This window comes from Nocardia sp. NBC_00416 (assembly GCF_036032445.1).
GTDB lineage: Bacteria > Actinomycetota > Actinomycetes > Mycobacteriales > Mycobacteriaceae > Nocardia.
The window spans coordinates 3,179,844-3,197,150 of sequence record NZ_CP107932.1 but is presented as its reverse complement, the minus strand read 5'-3'; the positions used below and the strand labels follow the sequence as shown (position 1 = coordinate 3,197,150).

Genomic DNA, 17,307 nt, shown 5'->3' with positions numbered 1-17,307 from the left:
CCGGTCGCGGCCCGGACCGGCCAGGCGGGGCGTGCGACGAGTGAGGCCGATTCGCCGCGGTCGGCACGGTATCCCGCCGATCGAACGGGCACGGGGCCCGGGGTGTCGTGCGAATATGGTTGCGTTGCGTGTTATCCGCGAAAGGCGGTGCGGCATGGCCGGATTCGTATTGGACCAGGCGGGCGTCCGGGCCCTGGTGGCGGCGGTGTTCGTGGTCTCGGCCCTGGTGGTGCTGGCACGAGTGACGGCCGCGGAGCCGATCCCGGCGGGCGATCACGGTGGCGCCGGGGGATGCACTCCCGCCGGCGCCGACCACGAATCCGACGCGGCACACCTGCTGATGTGCGGGGTGATGCTGGTGATGGTGCTGTTCCCGGACCAGGTGAGCGCCCACGCACTCCACGGGGTGCTACTCGCGATGACCCTGGTGTTCACGCTCCTGCTGGTCGATCGGCTGGCGCGGCGGTATCGCGGCCCCCAGGGGCGGCCGGGGCACCGGGTGGCGGCGATCGGATATCACCTCGCTGCGGCCGGGGTAATGCTCGTCACCATGTCGGGGCATTCCGGCGCCGGGCACACGGGCGGGCCCGGTGCGGCCGTGGTGCTCGCTTTCGCGGCACTGTTCGTGGTGGACGCGGCCGTGGTCATCGCCACCGCCCGCGGCCACCGGGGGCACTGGTGGTCGGCGCATCCGGCCCCACCGATCTCCGGCCGCGCCGTACCGATCGCGATACTGCCGCACTTGATCATGGACCTCGGGATGGCGTACATGCTGATCGCGGCCGCCCTCGCATGATCCGCACCGCTGTCGTCGGAGTATCGGCTCAGGCGCCCGCCGCGGCCCGGCCGCGCACCACCGTCGAGATCCGGACATGCTCCGGCACGAGCGCGGCGCACAGCAGCTCGGCCACCACCCCGGCGCGGTCGGCCGCGGTTCCGCAGGTGAACACATCGACGAAGATATCCCCGGTCTCCGGGTAGGTGTGCAGGGAGGCGTGCGATTCGGCCAGCAGCGCCAGCACCGTCACCCCGTGCGGAACGAACTGTTTGCCGACCACCTCGCACACCGTGACACCCGCGGTCGTCAGCGCATGGCGCAACGCGGCTTCCAACCGGCCGATATCGTCGCAGAGCGCGCGGTCGACCCCGCCGAACTCGGCCAGCACATGCCGGCCGGTGAATTCCGCCGCCACTATCCCCGCCTCACTCGTCACCGGTGGCGCCGATCAACCCGCCACCACCGAGACTTCGTCGAACACCACTTCACCGGCCGCATCCGATTCGGCCAGATCCACGGTCGCGATCATCGCCCATCCATGGTCGCCGGCCGGATCGTCGAGCACCTGGCGCACCTGCCAGAACCCGGGCCGGGTCTCCACCCTGAACAGCTGTGGTCCGCGAGCATCGGGGCCGGTGCCGATACTCGCGTATTCGGCGAAGTACGGGGCGAGGTCGTTCTCCCAGTCCGGGCCCGGAGACAGTTCGGTCAGCTCGTACCAGCGGTGCCGCGAGGCGAGTTCGACGCGGCGGAACACCGCGTTGCGGACCATTACCCGGAACGCGCGCTCGTTGGCCGAGATGGGCCGCACGCTCTCACCTCCGAACGCGATCTGTTCGGCATCGCTCTCCGCGCCGGCTCCGGTGAGTTGCTCCCATTCGTCGAGCAGACTGGAATCCACCTGCCGGACGAGTTCCCCGAGCCATTCGGTGAGATCGTCGAGCTCCTCGGTGCGGGCCGCGTCGGGGACGGTGCGGCGCAGCGCGCGATAGGCGTCGGCCAGGTAGCGCAACACCACGCCCTCCGAGCGCGCCAGCTCGTAGTAGGCGATCAGTTCGGTGAAGGTCATGGCCCGTTCGACCATGTCGCGGACCACCGATTTCGGTGAGGGCGCGAATTCCGACAGCCACGGATGCCCCGACCGGTACGTCTCGTAGGCGCCCTCGATCAGTTCGGCCAGCGGTTTGGGCCAGGTGATGTCCTCGAGCAGTTCCATCCGCTGGTCGTACTCGATACCTTCGGCCTTCATCTCGGCCACGGCCTCGCCGCGCGCCTTGTGCTGCTGGGCCATCAGCAGCTGCCGGGGATCCTCCAGCGTTGCCTCGATCAGCGACACCATATCGAGCGCGTATCCGGGCGAATCGCTGTCGAGCAACTCGAACGCGGCGAGCGCGAACGGCGACAGCGGCTGATCCAGGGCGAAATCACGCTGTAGATCCACGGTGAGCCGGGCGTACCGGCCCTGCTCATCGGGTTCGGCCAGTTGCTGTACGACACCGGCGTCCCGCAGTGCTCGATAGAGTCGGACGGCGCGCAGAATATGACGACGCTGCGCCGGGCGCGGCTCGTGATTGTCCTCCAGTAGATGCCGCATCGCCTGGAAACAGTTGCCGGGGCGCGCGATCACGTTCAGCAGCATCGCGTTGGTCACCGCGAATCGTGACACCATCGGCTCGGGTGCGGCCGCCACCAGCCGGTCGAAGGTCTCCTCGCTCCACGAGACGAACCCCTCGGGTGGTTTGCGCCGCTGCACCTTCCGCATCTTCTTGGGATCGTTGCCGGCCTTGGCCAGCAGCCGGGTGTTCTCCACCTCGTGTTCGGGCGCCTGCACCACCACTGTGCCCATGGTGTCGTACCCGGCCCGACCGGCGCGTCCGGCGATCTGGTGGAACTCACGGGCCTTCAGCCGGCGGGTGCGGACGCCGTCGAACTTGGTGAGCCCGGTCAACAGCACCGTGCGGATCGGGACATTGATACCGACGCCCAGAGTGTCGGTACCGCACACCACCTTCAGTAGTCCGTCCTGGGCCAGACGTTCCACGAGCCGGCGGTATTTGGGCAGCATCCCCGCGTGGTGCACCCCGATTCCGTGCCGGATCAGCCGGGACAGGGTCTTGCCGAATCCCGACGAGAACCGGAACCCGCCCAATGCCTCGGCAATGGCGTCCTTTTCGGCGCGGCTGGCGAAGTTCGCGCTGGTCAGCGCCTGCGCCCGCTCCAGCGCGGCGGCCTGGGTGAAATGGACGACGTAGACCGGTGCCTGGTGGGTGGTAACCAGCTCCGTCAGGGTTTCGGTGATCGGGGTCCGCGCATAGGAGAAGTTCAGCGGCACCGGGCGTTCGGTGCCCGCCACCACCGCGGCCCCGCGGCCGGTGCGCCGCTCGAGGTCGGCCGCGAAGAAATCGACCTCACCGAGGGTGGCCGACATCAACAAGAACTGCGCGCGCGGCAGCTCGAGCAGCGGAACCTGCCAGGCCCAGCCGCGTTCGGGGTCTGAGTAGAAGTGGAACTCGTCCATCACCACCTGCCCGACCTCGGCGTCCGGGCCCTCGCGGAGCGCGAGGTTGGCGAGGATCTCGGCGGTGGCGCAGATGATCGGCGCGGTCGGGTTCACCGCGGCATCCCCGGTCACCATGCCGACCCGCTCGGCCCCGAAGACATCGCACAGCGCGAAGAACTTCTCGCTCACCAGCGCCTTGATGGGCGCGGTGTAGTAGGTGCGCAGGCCGCGGGTCAGCGCGAACAGGTGCGCGCCGACAGCGACCAGCGATTTTCCCGATCCGGTCGGGGTGGCGAGAATGACGTGCGATCCGGCCGCCAGCTCCAATAACGCCTCGTCCTGGGCGGGATAGAGCGGAGTGCCCTGCTCGGCGGCCCACACCGCGAACGACTCGTACAGTGCGTCGGCGTCGGTCCCCGGTATGTCGAGCAGTTCGGTCAGATCCACTCGGGACACCCTACGGGCCGACGCTCACCGAACGGCGCACGGTGCTGCGTGCCGGTCGGTGATCCGGTGGCGCCGCTCAGCCCCGTTCGTCGTCTTCGCCGGAGTAACCGCCCTGTTCGGCCAGGAACCGCTCGAACTCGGCGCCGAGTTCGTCGCCGCTGGGCAGTTCGCCCTCACCGACCAGCAGGCTGGACTGCCGTTCCTGGGCGGTGACGAAGGTGTCGTATTGGCGCTCCAGCGCGTGCACGACCGTCTCCACCTCGGAATTTCCGGCGATGTGCTCGTTGACCTGCTCTCGCACGCGGGCCGCCGCCTCGCCGAGCGCCGCGAGCGGGAACTTCAGCCCGGAGTTCTCACCGACGTGCTCGAGCAGCGTCTGCGCGGCCTCGGGGTAGGAGGTCTGGGCCAGATAGTGCGGAACGTGGACGGAGAAGCCCAGCGATTCGTGGCCGTGCTGGGCCATCCGGTACTCCAGCAGGGTGGCCGCGCTCGCCGGCACCTGCAGTTCGCCCGGCCAGCGCTGATTGTCCGGGATCAGATCGCGGTTGGAGGAATGGGCGGTCAGGCCCAGCGGCCGAGTGTGCGGGATGGCCATCGGAATGGCGCTCAAGCCGATACTGCGGCGCACTCCGAGCTGTTCGGCCAGCAGCCGGACCGCGGTGGTGAACTTCTCCCAGCGTAGATCGGGTTCCATGCCCGCGAGCAGCAGAAACGGTGTGCCCGCGGTATCACGCAGGGCCCAGAGATTCAGCTCCGGTTCGGCGTAGTCGGAGAAGTGGTCGGATTTGAAGGTCATCAGGGGTCGCCGGGACCGATAGTCCAGCAGTTCGTCGACGTCGAACGAGGCGACGAGTTCGCTTTCCAGGCTCTCCCGCAGATGCGTCGTGGCCAGCCGCACCGCGTGGCCCGCGTCGGAGTAGCCCTCCAGGCCGTGCACCAGGACCGGTCCCGAGCCGTCGTCGGAAGACAACTGCGGAGCGGGGAACTCCAGTTCGTACATTCGCGACTCGTAGTCCATCGCGTACTCCTTCCTGCGCGATCCGTCGGGGGGCGGGTCCAGCGACCTCGCTGGTATCCGCTGCCGCACCGCGAGCCGCGAATCGCCCTCCATTGTCCCCCATGACGATGAACGGTCTCATTCGGCCGGACATCGGGTCTCTGTGCTGACAACAGCGGTAGCCGCCGCTGAATTCCCCGGTCCCGACCGCGATCGGTCCGGGGGCGGCTGTGGTGGTGTAGCCGTGAACGCATCGGGATTTTGGCACAGTCCACGGCCGGATGTGTCGCATTTACCTCACCGAGCCATCGAGACCGGTGCCGCGGTCCGCGGCGGACCGGGGGTTGTGCACAACCCCCGGTTATCCACAGACTTCTTTCGTCCTGCTATTTCCCCAGCTCACCGTCGATTCGCGCGATGTTCGATCCCGCATGATCGGGCCATGACTTCCGCCACGCCGTCCTCCCGCTCCAGCGCTACCACCGCGCAGCCGTCGCGCTGTGATTCCGGTGGATTACGTCGACCCGGTCAATTCCCACCGGGTGGCGAAGGGGCCAGGGGGCGGTGCCCGACGGCACGGGCGCTCGTCTCCGGCGGTCTACCGCGCCCCGTGGGCTCCGGCCACCGTGACACGGCAGCCGGCCCGGGCTCGTGCTACCCCGTCACGAATAGCCGCAGACCCGGCGCTGCGGGGCGAGTCCGTTGCTCGGACCGGGCGGAGGGCGACTACGACCCCGCGCGCCGCGCCGGGCCGGCCCGTCTCGACGATCCGGGCGATCTCCTCGCCGCGATCCCCGCCATGCTCGGATTCCGCCCGGAACGTTCGCTGGTGCTGGCCGTACTCTGCGCGGTGCCGGCGGCGGCCGAGAGCGCGATCATCGATCTCGTGGTCCGGTTCGATCTGCGGCATCCGGAGACCGGGGCTCCCTCCGACACCGCCACCGTCGCAGCGGCGGCCTCCCGGGTCTGCGCACGTCCCGGCGTAGTGGGAGTGCTCGCCGTGCTAGTGGACGACGGTTTGGCGGAACGAGAACCCGCTGTGCGCCAACGGGTGCCGGTCCTCGAAGAACTGGAGCGGCAGCTGGCCGGCCGCGCCGTACCCGTGCGCGGAGCCTGGGGGGCGCGATCGATCGCGGCCGGCCAGCGCTGGTGGAGCCTCAGCGGTCCGGCGCGGCACGGCCGGATCTCCGATCCGGCGGCCTCGACGGTGACTCTCGACCGGGTACTCGACGGTCGCCCGATCCGTCACGACCGTGCCGAACTCACCTCACTGATCGCCTCGGACACGGCGCTACAGGAACAGGTCTCGTCGGAATTGGCGGGCGCCCGGGGGCGGGCCAAGGATCGTTACGCGGCGGCTGCCCGACGCGACGATCCGGCCGGCTATCTGCGCGGTGAACTGGTCACCGTGCTCTGGTTGATCGCGAACGCGGAATCCGGGGCGGCACCGGAAGCCCGGGAACTCGCGGATATCGCGGTCGCCCTGCGTGACCGGGAGATTCGCGACTCGATGTTCGCTCTGGCCGATACCGTGCACGCCGACGCGGCCGAGGGGCTGTGGGGGCGATTGACGCGTGCGCTGAACGGAGCGGATCGGGCCGAAGCAGCCACTCTGCTGGGCTATTTCGCCTACGTCCGGGGTGACGGTCCGTTCGCCGGGATCGCCTTGGACGTCGCCCTCGACGCGGATGCGCACCACCCGATGGCCGCCCTTCTGCACACCGCTCTGGAAGCCGGTATGCGTCCCGAACGCCTACGCGATCTGGCGCAATGCGGGCGGGACGCGGCGGCTGCTCTCGGCGTCGACCTGACCACCGCGTGGTGAGTCCGGTACTGCGCGGATCAGCGGGCGCTGTGTGCGCGGGAACCCAGCCCCTGGAGGTAGGTCCAAGCAGTGGTGACGATCTCGTCGAGATCGTTGTGCTCGGGCTTCCAGCCGAGTTCGTCGATCGCGCGCCGGCTGGAGGCGATCAGCACGGCCGGATCGCCGGCGCGGCGGGGCGCGTCCACCGCGGCGATCGGTCCGCCGGTCACCCGCTCACAGGCCGAGATCACCTCGCGCACCGAGAACCCGGTACCGCTGCCGAGATTGAACACCCGGTGAGTGCCTGCCGCGGCCGTTTCCAGCGCCAGCAGGTGCGCCTGCGCCAGGTCGAGAATATGGATGTAGTCGCGGACCGCTGTTCCATCGGGGGTGGGCCAGTCGGTGCCGAAAACCGCAATGGAATCTCGTTGTCCCGCGGCGACCTGCAGCACCAGTGGAATCAGATGGGTTTCCACCACTCGGTTCTCGCCGAGCCCGCCGTAAGCGCCCGCCACGTTGAAATAGCGCAAGCTGGTCGCCGCCAGGCCGTGGGCGACGGAGTACGAGGTGATGGCGTGATCGATCGCCAGCTTCGAGGCGCCGTACGGGTTGGTGGGACGGGCCGGTGCCTCTTCGGTGATCGGAACCTGTTCGGGCTCGCCGTACACCGCCGCGGTAGAGGAGAAGACGAGCCGCGGGGTGCCGGTCTCCCGGATGGCTTCGAGCAGGGTGAGCGTTTTCACCACATTGCCGTGCCAGTACTTCTCGGGCCGCTGCACCGATTCACCGACGAGGGACTGCGCCGCGAAATGCAGAACACCGTCGAATTGCCGCGCGCGCAGGAGTTCCGGGGCGATCTCGGCGATATCACCCTCGACGAATTCGACGCCCGCGGGAACACCGTCGGCATTGCCCGTCGACAGATCGTCGACGACCACCACCTCGTGTCCCTGCTCCCGCAGGACGAGTGCGCACACCCCACCGACATAACCGGCGCCGCCGGTGACCAGGAGTTTCACGGATCAGACCAGCTTTACCTGGACGGCGTGGGCCAGCTCGTCGGGCAGCTCGAAACCCGAGGAGTGGCCCGGCACCGTGATGACCACGGCGCCCGGTTTGCTCTCGACGGTCACCCGGGCGTCGGGCACCACCCCCGCTTCCCGCAGCCGGCCGATCACCTCCGGGTCGGTCTGGATGTGTTCGGCCAGCCGGCGCACCACCACCGCGTGGGTGCCGCCCTGCGGCAGCTCCGACAAACGCTTCAGCGGTTCTTCCAGCAGCTGAGACGCGGAGATACCCAGCTCGTCCAGTCCCGGGATCGGGTTGCCGTAGGGAGAGGTGGTGGGGTGATTGAGCACCTCGACCAGCCGGCGCTCGACATCCTCGCTCATGACGTGTTCCCAGCGACAGGCTTCGGCATGGACGTTCTGCCAGTCCAGGCCGATGATATCGACCAGCAGCCGCTCGGCCAGCCGATGCTTGCGCATGACCGCGACCGCCATTCCGCGGCCCTTCTCGGTCAGTTCGAGATGCCGGTCACCCGCGACGAGCAACAAGCCGTCGCGCTCCATCCGTGCCACGGTCTGACTCACCGTCGGCCCGCTCTGCTCGAGGCGCTCGGCGATCCGGGCGCGCAGAGGTACTACGCCCTCCTCTTCGAGGTCGTAGATGGTACGGAGATACATCTCCGTGGTGTCGACCAGATCCTTCACTGTTGCCCCTTCGTCGGCACGAATTCTACCTGCGCACCAGCGACCCCGGTCGGATGGAGCGGGTCGCGTGATGCGATGGGAATACTGTCGGCGCGCGGCCCGACGCCGCAGTCGCGCATACATGTATTTCTACTGCATGACAACGTGCAATGGGGTTTCACCCTTCCCGATACGGTTGCGATCATGGCCACTGCACCGCCGGATGCGAATCCTGCCCCCGGGGAGCCGGGTACCGTCGTCTGGACGGACCGCTTCCTGGACTACTCGTGGACCCCCGAGCATCCGATGAAACCGGTGCGGTTGCGCTACACCATGGCACTGGCGCGAGCTCTCGGAGTGCTCGACGGTATCGAACTTCTCGAACCCGGCGCGGCCGATACCGCGGATCTGCTGCGGGTGCACTCCGCGGACTACATCGATGCGGTGCGGCACGCGGTGCCGGGGCAGCCGGAAGGTGAGCCGCTCGTGGATCCGCCGTACGGGCTGGGCTCCGCCGACAACCCGGTCTTTCCCCGGATGCACGAGGCGTCGTCGGTGATCGTCGGCGGAACCCTGGCCGCCGCCCGGGCCATCGCGGCCGGCACCACTCGCCGGGCGGTGAGCATCGGCGGCGGTATGCACCACGCGATGCCGGGCCGGGCCGCCGGTTTCTGTGTGTACAACGACGCGGCGGTGGCCATCTCCTGGCTGCTCGACCACGGATTCGACCGGATCGCCTATCTCGATGTCGATGTCCACCACGGCGACGGTGTGCAGAACGCGTTCTATCGCGATCCGCGCGTACTGACGGTATCGATCCATCAGCATCCCGCAACACTGTGGCCGAACACCGGCTGGCCGGACGAAACCGGTAGCGGCGCCGGCGACGGCACCGCTGTCAACATCCCGGTGCCGCCGGGCACCCGGGACCCGCAATGGCTACGGGCGTTCCACGCGGTGGTTCCCGGCGCGGTGGCGGCGTTCCGGCCCCAGCTGGTGGTCAGCCAGTGCGGGGTGGACACCCATCGCGAGGATCCGCTCGCGGAACTGGAACTCGGTATCGAAGGCCAGCGGGCGGCGTTCGCCGCCATGCGGGAGCTGGCCGACCGCTACGCCGAGGGTAGGTGGCTCGCGGTCGGTGGCGGCGGCTACGGGCTGGTCCGGGTGGTACCCCGGGCCTGGACCCACCTGCTGGGCATTGCGCTCGACCGCCCGGTGGACCCGGCGACCGCGATACCGCAGGATTGGATAGATCTCGTGCACACCGACAGGCCGCGGATATCGCCGCCCCGCACCATGGGCGACGGTGTGGACATCACGTTCCACCGCTGGGACGGACCGGGAGGAACCGCGGAAACCGGGGATGCCCGCGTCGATCGCGCCCAGCGCGCCATCGATACGGCTGTTCTCGCCACCCGCCGAGCATGCTTCGGCCCGCTCGGCCTGGACCCGGAGGATCCGCGTGACTGAACCGGCCGACCTCGTTCCCGACGAGCCGCCGCCGGCGCCGCTGCACTGGCAGGCCGACGTATTGGCCTCCGACGGCGGTGTGGTGCGGTTGCGTCCGATCACGCCGGCGGACGCCGAAGAACTACAGCGGTTCCACGCCGCGCTGTCCGAGCGCAGCCGTTATCTGCGCTACTTCGGGCCCTATCCGCGGATCTCACCGAAGGACCTGTACCGCACCACGCACCTCGACTATCACGACCGCGTCGGACTGGTCATCGTGCTGGGCGAGGCCATCATCGCCGTCGGCCGCTACGAGATCCTCGATCGCACCGGGCCGCGCGCCGCCGAGGTCGCCTTCGTGGTGGCCGACGAGCATCAGGGACGCGGTCTCGGATCCATTCTGCTCGAACATCTCGCCGGGGCGGCCGCGGAGAACCTGATCGACACCTTCGTCGCCGAGGTTCTGGCCGAGAACACCGTGATGGTCACCGTGTTCCGGGAGGCGGGCTATCAGGTGGAGCGCAGCCGGGACGGGTCGGTGCTGCACCTGGAGTTCGCCATCGACCCCACCGAGGCATTGCGGTCGGTACGCGACGCGCGCGAACGCGCCTCCGAGGCGCGGAGCGTGGGCAATCTGCTCGCCCCGCGGTCGGTGGCGGTGATCGGCGCGACCCCCAGCACCGGACGGGTCGGTGGCGTGGTGCTGGCCAATCTCCTGGACGGGACCTTCCAGGGCGCGGTGTACCCGGTGAACCCGCAGCGGCGTTCGGTACGCGGCGTGCACGCCTATCCGACCGTCCGCGATATCCCCGACGAGGTGGATCTGGCCGTGGTCGCGGTACCCGCGGCCTCGATCGGCTCGGTTCTCGACGACTGCATGGCCAAGGGCGTCAAGGGCCTGCTGGTGTTGTCGGCCGGCTTCGGGGAGACCGGGGAGCAGGGGCGTCTGGCCGAGGCGGAGCTCGTCGCGGCGGCCCGCGGGCACGGAATGCGGGTGGTCGGGCCGAGCGCGCTCGGTATCGCGAACACCGATCCGGCGGTCGGCCTCAACGCGACGCTGGCCACGCTGCTGCCGGGTCGCGGGCGAATCGGATTCTTCTGTCAGTCGGGACCGCTCGGCGTTGCGATCCTCGCCGAGGCCGCCACCCGCAACCTCGGACTGTCCACGTTCGTATCCGCCGGAAACCGCGCCGACGTCTCCGGTAACGATCTTCTGCAGTACTGGGACACCGACGCCGATACCGATGTGATCCTGCTGTACCTGGAGAGTTTCGGTAATCCGCGCAAGTTCTCCCGGATCGCCCGGCGGGTGGCCCGCAACAAGCCGATCGTGGCCGTGAGTCCCAGCCGGCTGGCCGCGCGCGGAATGTCCGACGGCGAACTGGATCGATCCATCGTGCGCGATTTGTTCGCGCAATCCGGTGTGGTCCAAGCAGATTCGATATCGGAGATGTTCGATTGCGCGGCGCTGCTGGGCTATCAACCGTTACCACGCGGGCCCCGCCCGGCGGTGGTGGGGAACAGCACGGCGCTCAATTGGCTGACCTCGGATGCCGCGCGCAGCGAAGGCCTCACGGCGGTGGAACCGGTCGACCTCGGCCCGCAGGCCACACCGGAGGACTACTTCACCGCGGTCACCGCCGCGCTCCGGGCCGCGGATACCGATGCGGTGATCGTGATCTTCGCGCCCCCGATCCCGTTGCCGCAGACCGGGTATGCGGAAGCCATCCGGGCCGCCGTCGCGTCGGTGGACGAAACCAAACCGGTCCTCACAACCTTCGCCAGCGGCGACGGAATCCCCAATCTTCTGGCGGTGCGCGGTCCGGGAGCCGCCGCCGTCCGCGGCTCCATCCCGTCCTACCCGGACCCGGCACGCGCGGTGCGCGCGCTGGCCCGGGTGCAGCGCTATGCCCGCTGGCGCGACCAGCCGGCCTTCCAGCCGGGGGCGGTCGGCGAAGGCGGGCGACCGGCAGGTATCGACGGCGAGCGAGCCGTGGCGCTGATGACTCAGTGGCTGACCGATTCCGCCGGGCGATGGTTGACCGACGATGAGACCGTGGCACTGCTCGACTGCTACGGCATCTCCGTGGTGGAGTTCCGCGCCGTGACAGACGCCGAGGCCGCCGTGGCGGCGGCCGCGGAACTGGGTTATCCGGTGGCGGCGAAGGCCACGAACGAGAGCTGGCGGCGCCGCCCGGATCTGAGCTGGGTGCGCTTGGACCTCTGGCGGCCCGACGCGGTGCGCCAGGCATACCGCGATCTGGTCGATCTGTGCGGAGATCCGCTGCTGCACATCCAGCGGATGGCGCCCAAGGGCGTCGGATGTGTGCTGAAGGTGCAGGATGACCCGGCCTTCGGATCGGTGATCGAGTTCGGTCTGTCCGGGCCCATCATCGAACTGCTCGGCGACCGCGCCTACCGGACGCTGCCGTTGTCCGCGTCGGAAGCAGCCGCGCTGATCGATGCGCCCCGCGCCGCCCCGCTACTGAGCGGGACCCCGGCCAGTCCGCGGGTCGACAAAGCGGCGCTGATCGATCTGACCCTGCGCATCTCGGCGATATTCGACGATTTGCCGGAGATGCGGGAGCTTTCGTGCGAGCCCGTGCTGGCCGCCCCGGAGTCCGCCGCGATCCTGTATGCCCGGGTTCGGATCGGTGCGCAGCCCAGCCGTTTCGATACCGGGCCGCGGCGTCTCGGGTGAGATCCTGGTCGGCCGGCGGTAAGTGTGCTCCGCGGTCCGTCCGAAATCTGGCTCGGCCCGGGCGCCGCCGGGCGGCGCCCGGATGGGTACAGGCGCGCAAACCCGGTCGGCGTTGGGGGTGGCCTGGACGGCCACCGGTTTCGGGGGATTTCTGGGGGGCTCTGTGCGGGGCGCCAGGACGGGATCACCGGCGCACGCTGGCCAGCTCTTCGGGCGGACCGGATACGGCGTGACCGGCCGGGTGGCCGGTCACCGCTGTCGCGCGGGCACGGATCAGCTGGCGTATGCGCGCAGCCGGTCGGCCCGCTCGCCCTTGCGGAGTTTGGACATGACCTCGCGCTCGATCTGGCGTACCCGCTCACGGGACAGTCCGAAGAGTTTCCCGATCTGGTCCAGGGTGCGCGGCTGGCCGTCGTCCAGCCCGAAGCGCAACCGGATGACCTGTTGTTCGCGCTCATCCAGCGTGTTCAGCACGCTGCGTACATCGTGGTGCAGCAGACCTGCGATGACCGCGCTCTCGGCCGAGGTCGCCTCGGAATCCTCGATGAAGTCTCCGAGGGGGGCCTCTTCGTCGTTACCCACCGGCATATCGAGACTCACCGGGTCCCGGCTGTGGTCCAGTAGATCGGCGATCTTCTCCACCGCGATACCCGACTCCCTGGCCAGTTCCTCGTCGGTCGCTTCCCGGCCGAGCTGCTGATGCAGTTCACGCTTGATCCGGGCCAGCTTGTTGACCTGCTCGACGAGGTGGACGGGGAGCCGGATGGTGCGGCTCTGGTCGGCCATACCCCGGGTGATCGCCTGGCGGATCCACCACGTGGCGTAAGTGGAGAACTTGAAGCCCTTCGCGTAGTCGAACTTCTCCATCGCGCGGATCAGACCCAGATTTCCTTCCTGGATCAGATCCAGGAGTGGCATTCCCCGGCCCGTATACCGCTTGGCGAGCGAGACGACCAGACGCAGGTTGGCTTCCAGCAGGTGCGATCGTGCGGATTGGCCCTCACGCACGACGATCGCCAGATCACGCTTGCGAGTTGCCGACAGTCGCTTGCCGGTCTCCAGCAGGTTCTGGGCGTAGAGACCCGCCTCGATGCGCTTGGCCAGTTCCACTTCGTCGGCAGCGGTGAGCAGCGCGGTCCGGCCGATCCCGTTCAGGTACACGCGTACCAGGTCGGCGGCGGGGCTCTGGGCGTCGAGGTCCGTATCACTGGGGCGCACACGAGTGGTGGCGGGGCTTGTCATGACTTGCCTCCTGTCGGTGGTGTCTCACTCCGAACAACGGACCCGACATAGGGAAAGTTCCCTCGCCGGGCGCGGATAAACCGCTCTGAACTGCGGTTTTCACAGTGATGTTCTGAGAAGTTCCTGAGAACGAGAACCCATCCACGGACGGGAAACACGGTGTCGCAGCGCGCGCCTTTCCTATACCGGATGAATCAGCCCGTGCCGTACGAGCCCGGTGACCACTCCGAGGGCGGCGTCGGCGAACTCGGGAGAGACCTCCTCCGATCCCTGTGACAGTGCCAGCAGTTCGATCAGTTCGTACAACGGCAGCCCGTCGGGGCGCATTCCCGCCAGCAACGAGACAGTGGTCTCGTCCACCTCGTGCTGCCAGCGTGGCCCGTCGCCGCGGTGGACGCGTGCCACACGCTGCTCCCAGCCCTCGTCTCCCGGCAGGAGAACCCGCTCGAGCGCGGTCGCGCCATCTATCCGGTATCGGGACCGCCAGGCCCGCGACGGTTCGGCGGCGATCTGGCGCAACCAGGCGGACCGTTCGAAATACGCGTGCGCCTCCGCCCCGAGCGGGTCGTCGAAACCGTGGGTGAGGTCCTCGGCCAATATCTCGGTCGCGGCGTCCACGGACCGCAGGTAGACGAATCCGAACCCGACACCTGTCACCCCGGCCTGTTCCAGCGCGGTCAGCCAGTCCTCGGCCCGCTGTTGCGCCGCGGGGCTGCGCGGGTCCAGCCCCGCGTCCCGCAACCAGGTGCCCACGTACAGCGCCGGGTCGGCGACATCACGCTGGACCACCCAGGCGTCGATGCCGTGCGCGGGCAGCCATCGGGAGACCCGTTGCCGCCAGTCCTCGTCGTCGGTATGGATCCAGGCCGCCAGCACCGCCGCGGTGCCGCCCGGCGCCAGCAGTTCGGGAACGCGCGAGATCACCAATTCGCTGGCGCCGTCGAGTGCGAGACCGGAATCACGGTAGGTGTGCTCGATCCGCGCGGGGCCGACCACGAACGGTGGATTGGCCACTACCCGATCGAAACGGCGCCCGGCCACCGGCTCGAACCAGGATCCGGCGATCAGGTCGATATCCAGCTCGTTCAGCGCGGCGGTGGCCTCCGCCAGCCACAGCGCGCGCGGGTTCACGTCCGTGGCGGTGACGGTGCGGGCATAGGACGCGGCGTGCACGGCCTGGATACCGCAACCGGTACCGAGATCGAGCGCCGATCCGACGGGCGTGGTCGGGGTGGCACGCAGTAACGACAGGGAGGCGTGCCCCACACCGAGCACATGATCCTCGGTCAGGGTCCGCCGTTGCATGGAGTCGTCCAGGTCGGACAGGATCCAGCGATTACCCGCTCCGGTGTCCATCGGACGCAGATCCAGCGCCGCGCGCACCGCACCGCCCTCCCGCGTCAGTAGCCCGGCCGCGACCGCGTCGCCGATCCGGACCGGCGCCAGGGCGGCGGCGGCCTCGTGCTCGTCGAGCGCGTCACCGAGAAGCAACAGGCGGACCAGAAGGCCCAGCTCACCGGCTTCGCGCGCGGCCCGGCGCACCGGTACCGGCTCCCCGCGGCCCAGCGCGCTGTGGGCGTCGGCGCCCAGCGCCTCGAGCAGAGTGTCGGCGTCGTACCCCACCCGGGTCAGTGCGGTCCGCAACTGCGGGCACAGCGCGGTCAGGGGCGAGGTGACGGTCGATCCGGAAGTGGGCACAGCGGTACTCTGCCACCCCCGTGCGGGGGTCCCGACGGCCGCGTCGCAGGTTGCGGTAGCGCGCCGCGGACGGCTATCCGTCGATCTCGTCGTGCCGGCGGTCCTCCAGCGCGGTGCGCGGGCGGTCCCAGCGGCTGGGTTCGTTCTTGTCCCGGGGCGGCCGGTCGTTGGCGATGAGCACCGCGATCCACGGGAGGGGCACCGAGGCCGCCATGATCAGAATGGAGATCAGCGCGTTCTCGAAGACGCTGTAGGACACGCCGGCGAGTACCAGCGCGGGGATCCGGAACGCCATGATCATCGTGTACCGGCGGACCCGGGCACGATGCTGGTCTTCGAACGAAGGCGCGGCCTCGGTGATCAACGCCGCGTGTTTGGCGTCGTCACCGGGGAAGAAACCGCGCGAACGAGAGGGACGGGCCGGCCGCGATGTGCCGACTCGGTCATCGAGGCCGCTCGCACCGGCGTCGAGGTGCTCCGAGCCGCGCTCGGAGTCTTCGCCGTGCTGCTGCATACCTTCGAGTCTTGCACTACCGCCCGCACGGCGCACAACGCGTCCGGCCGAAACCCGGCGACCGTGCCAGGACTTCCGGTCGTCGCTGGTCTCATCCCGGGTTCGGACACCGCCGGGCGACCTCATCGGCTACCGCGTATACAGGCCGCGGTGTGCGGGGACGTACGGCCGCCCGGCGGTGATGCGGCATCATGGAGGGCGTGAGTACCGATACTCTGGTCCGCCCCGATACGACCACCGACGAGACCACCAGCGATGACACCCCCAAGTTCTTCCACTATGTGAAGAAGGACCGGATCGCCGAGAGTGCCGTGATGGGCACCATGGTGGTCGCGCTGTGCGGTGAGGTCTTCCCGGTCACGCGTTCGCCGAAGCCCGGTTCGCCGGTCTGCCCCGAATGCAAGAAGGTCTACGAGACCCTGCGCAAGGGCGACTGAGCGCGACCGGCCTGCCCGGGCCGATCGGCGCAGGATCACCGGCGTGGATGTCCCGCCGGTGCTATCGCTGTCCGGCCGGGGTCCTCGTCGTGCCCGGATCCGCGTCGTCGCGGGATCCGGTGGGAGCCGTGTTCCGGTCCGTCCGCGCTCTGCTCCGGGGCCGAGGTGTCGCGGCGTTTGGCCAGCCAGGCCTTGAACTGCTCCATGCGGGTGGCGCGCGCGGGCCAGAACTCCTGGACCGCCGCGTTGAACTCGGCGCCGAGGATCACCGCGAAGCCGAGGAAGAACGTGAACAGCAGGAAAGCGATCGGCGTGGCCAGCGCGCCGTAGCTGACTCCGGTACGGGTGACCAGCGCCAGATAGCGGCGCAGTATCTCGCTCGCCGCCATGAAGAACACCGCCGCGAGCAGGGCCCCCCAGAACAGTCGGTGGTAGGGCAGCGAACTGTGCAGGGCGAGTTTGTACAGCGTGGCCAGGCCCAGCACTACCAGCAGCCCCACTGCGGGGTAGTAGAACATATCGATCAGGCGCAGCCCCGTTTCGCGTACGGAATCCGGCAGCGTCCGTCCGATCAGCACCGGGCCGAGCGCGACCAGCGGTAGGACGAACACCGCCGCGACGAGGAACTGGATGTACAGCAACAGCGCGAAGATGCGCTGCCAGATCGGATTCCGGGCGTCCTGCTGGTCGTGTGCGTCCACGATCGCGTCGACGAAGGTCGACATGGCCGAGGAACCGGCCCACAACGACAGCACGAAACCGACCGAGACGATCGCCGCCCGGCCCTGTCCGAGGACATCCCCGACCGTCGGCTCGATCAGATCGGTGACCACACTCGAGCTGAACAGATTCCGGCTGAAGGTGAGGGTTTTCGACTCGACGATCTCGACGGTATCGGGACCGAACAGGCCGCTGACGTAGCCGAGGCCGCCGAGCAGGCCGAACAGCAGCGGTACCAGCGACATGGTCTGCCAGAATGCCGCGGCCGCGGATTTGGAGAATATCGAGTCGTTCCAGGATTTCACGGCCACCCGCAGGAGCAACCGGCC

14 protein-coding genes are annotated in these 17,307 nt (G+C 68.8%); 5 read left to right on the top strand and 9 right to left on the bottom strand.

The annotated features are described in order from the left end of the window. Positions 1–154 precede the first annotated feature (154 nt). Positions 155–796, top strand: coding sequence for a DUF5134 domain-containing protein (locus OG804_RS13335; protein WP_328397371.1), 642 nt, complete (start codon positions 155–157; stop codon positions 794–796). 28 nt (positions 797–824) lie between these two features. Here OG804_RS13335 and speD read toward each other — a convergent pair whose 3' ends face one another. The 3 genes from speD to OG804_RS13320 all read right to left on the bottom strand — a co-directional run bounded on the left by speD (position 825) and on the right by OG804_RS13320 (position 4,743). After that, positions 825–1,214 carry an adenosylmethionine decarboxylase gene (gene speD, locus OG804_RS13330; RefSeq protein WP_328397369.1) on the bottom strand — a complete coding sequence of 130 codons (390 nt, stop codon included), beginning with the start codon at positions 1,212–1,214 and terminating at the stop codon, positions 825–827. 12 nt (positions 1,215–1,226) lie between these two features. After that, positions 1,227–3,725 (bottom strand): DEAD/DEAH box helicase, encoded by a 2,499-nt coding sequence (locus OG804_RS13325; RefSeq protein ID WP_328397367.1) that lies wholly within the window; start codon positions 3,723–3,725, stop codon positions 1,227–1,229. A gap of 76 nt (positions 3,726–3,801) precedes the next feature. Next, positions 3,802–4,743 carry a PAC2 family protein gene (locus OG804_RS13320; protein WP_328397365.1) on the bottom strand — a complete coding sequence of 314 codons (942 nt, stop codon included), beginning with the start codon at positions 4,741–4,743 and terminating at the stop codon, positions 3,802–3,804. A 421-nt stretch (positions 4,744–5,164) separates the two neighbouring features. On the opposite strand from OG804_RS13320, the gene OG804_RS13315 reads away from it, so the two are divergent. Next, positions 5,165–6,547, top strand: coding sequence for a DUF4192 domain-containing protein (locus tag OG804_RS13315; protein ID WP_328397363.1), 1,383 nt, complete (start codon positions 5,165–5,167; stop codon positions 6,545–6,547). A 17-nt stretch (positions 6,548–6,564) separates the two neighbouring features. On the opposite strand, the gene galE is transcribed toward OG804_RS13315, so the two are convergent. Continuing rightward, complete coding sequence (gene galE / locus OG804_RS13310; RefSeq protein ID WP_328397361.1) at positions 6,565–7,545, bottom strand: UDP-glucose 4-epimerase GalE; 981 nt, start codon at positions 7,543–7,545, stop codon at positions 6,565–6,567. Between the two features lie 3 nt (positions 7,546–7,548). Further along, positions 7,549–8,238, bottom strand: a complete 690-nt coding sequence (locus OG804_RS13305; protein WP_328397359.1) for a metal-dependent transcriptional regulator — start codon at positions 8,236–8,238, stop codon at positions 7,549–7,551. A 183-nt stretch (positions 8,239–8,421) separates the two neighbouring features. Here OG804_RS13305 and OG804_RS13300 point away from each other — a divergent pair, with 183 nt between their 5' ends. Then, positions 8,422–9,687 (top strand): acetoin utilization protein AcuC, encoded by a 1,266-nt coding sequence (locus tag OG804_RS13300; RefSeq protein WP_328397357.1) that lies wholly within the window; start codon positions 8,422–8,424, stop codon positions 9,685–9,687. Beyond that, positions 9,680–12,367, top strand: coding sequence for a bifunctional acetate--CoA ligase family protein/GNAT family N-acetyltransferase (locus tag OG804_RS13295; protein WP_328397354.1), 2,688 nt, complete (start codon positions 9,680–9,682; stop codon positions 12,365–12,367). Before OG804_RS13300 ends, OG804_RS13295 begins: the two co-directional genes overlap by 8 nt. Before the next feature lie 273 nt (positions 12,368–12,640). Here OG804_RS13295 and OG804_RS13290 read toward each other — a convergent pair whose 3' ends face one another. The 3 genes from OG804_RS13290 to OG804_RS13280 form a co-directional block, all read right to left on the bottom strand. Then, on the bottom strand, positions 12,641–13,609 hold the full coding sequence (locus OG804_RS13290; protein WP_328397352.1) for a sigma-70 family RNA polymerase sigma factor: 969 nt from the start codon (positions 13,607–13,609) through the stop codon (positions 12,641–12,643). A gap of 180 nt (positions 13,610–13,789) precedes the next feature. Further along, on the bottom strand, positions 13,790–15,307 hold the full coding sequence (locus OG804_RS13285) for a DUF7782 domain-containing protein (protein WP_328397350.1): 1,518 nt from the start codon (positions 15,305–15,307) through the stop codon (positions 13,790–13,792). 73 nt (positions 15,308–15,380) lie between these two features. Continuing rightward, complete coding sequence (locus OG804_RS13280; protein ID WP_442941877.1) at positions 15,381–15,671, bottom strand: DUF3099 domain-containing protein; 291 nt, start codon at positions 15,669–15,671, stop codon at positions 15,381–15,383. A gap of 350 nt (positions 15,672–16,021) precedes the next feature. Between OG804_RS13280 and OG804_RS13275 the strand changes: the two genes are divergently transcribed. Then, on the top strand, positions 16,022–16,258 hold the full coding sequence (locus OG804_RS13275; RefSeq protein ID WP_328397346.1) for a DUF3039 domain-containing protein: 237 nt from the start codon (positions 16,022–16,024) through the stop codon (positions 16,256–16,258). A gap of 35 nt (positions 16,259–16,293) precedes the next feature. Here the strand turns inward: OG804_RS13275 and OG804_RS13270 are convergent, their stop codons facing one another. Continuing rightward, positions 16,294–17,301, bottom strand: a complete 1,008-nt coding sequence (locus tag OG804_RS13270; RefSeq protein WP_442941876.1) for a YihY/virulence factor BrkB family protein — start codon at positions 17,299–17,301, stop codon at positions 16,294–16,296. Between the last annotated feature and the right edge of the window lie 6 nt (positions 17,302–17,307).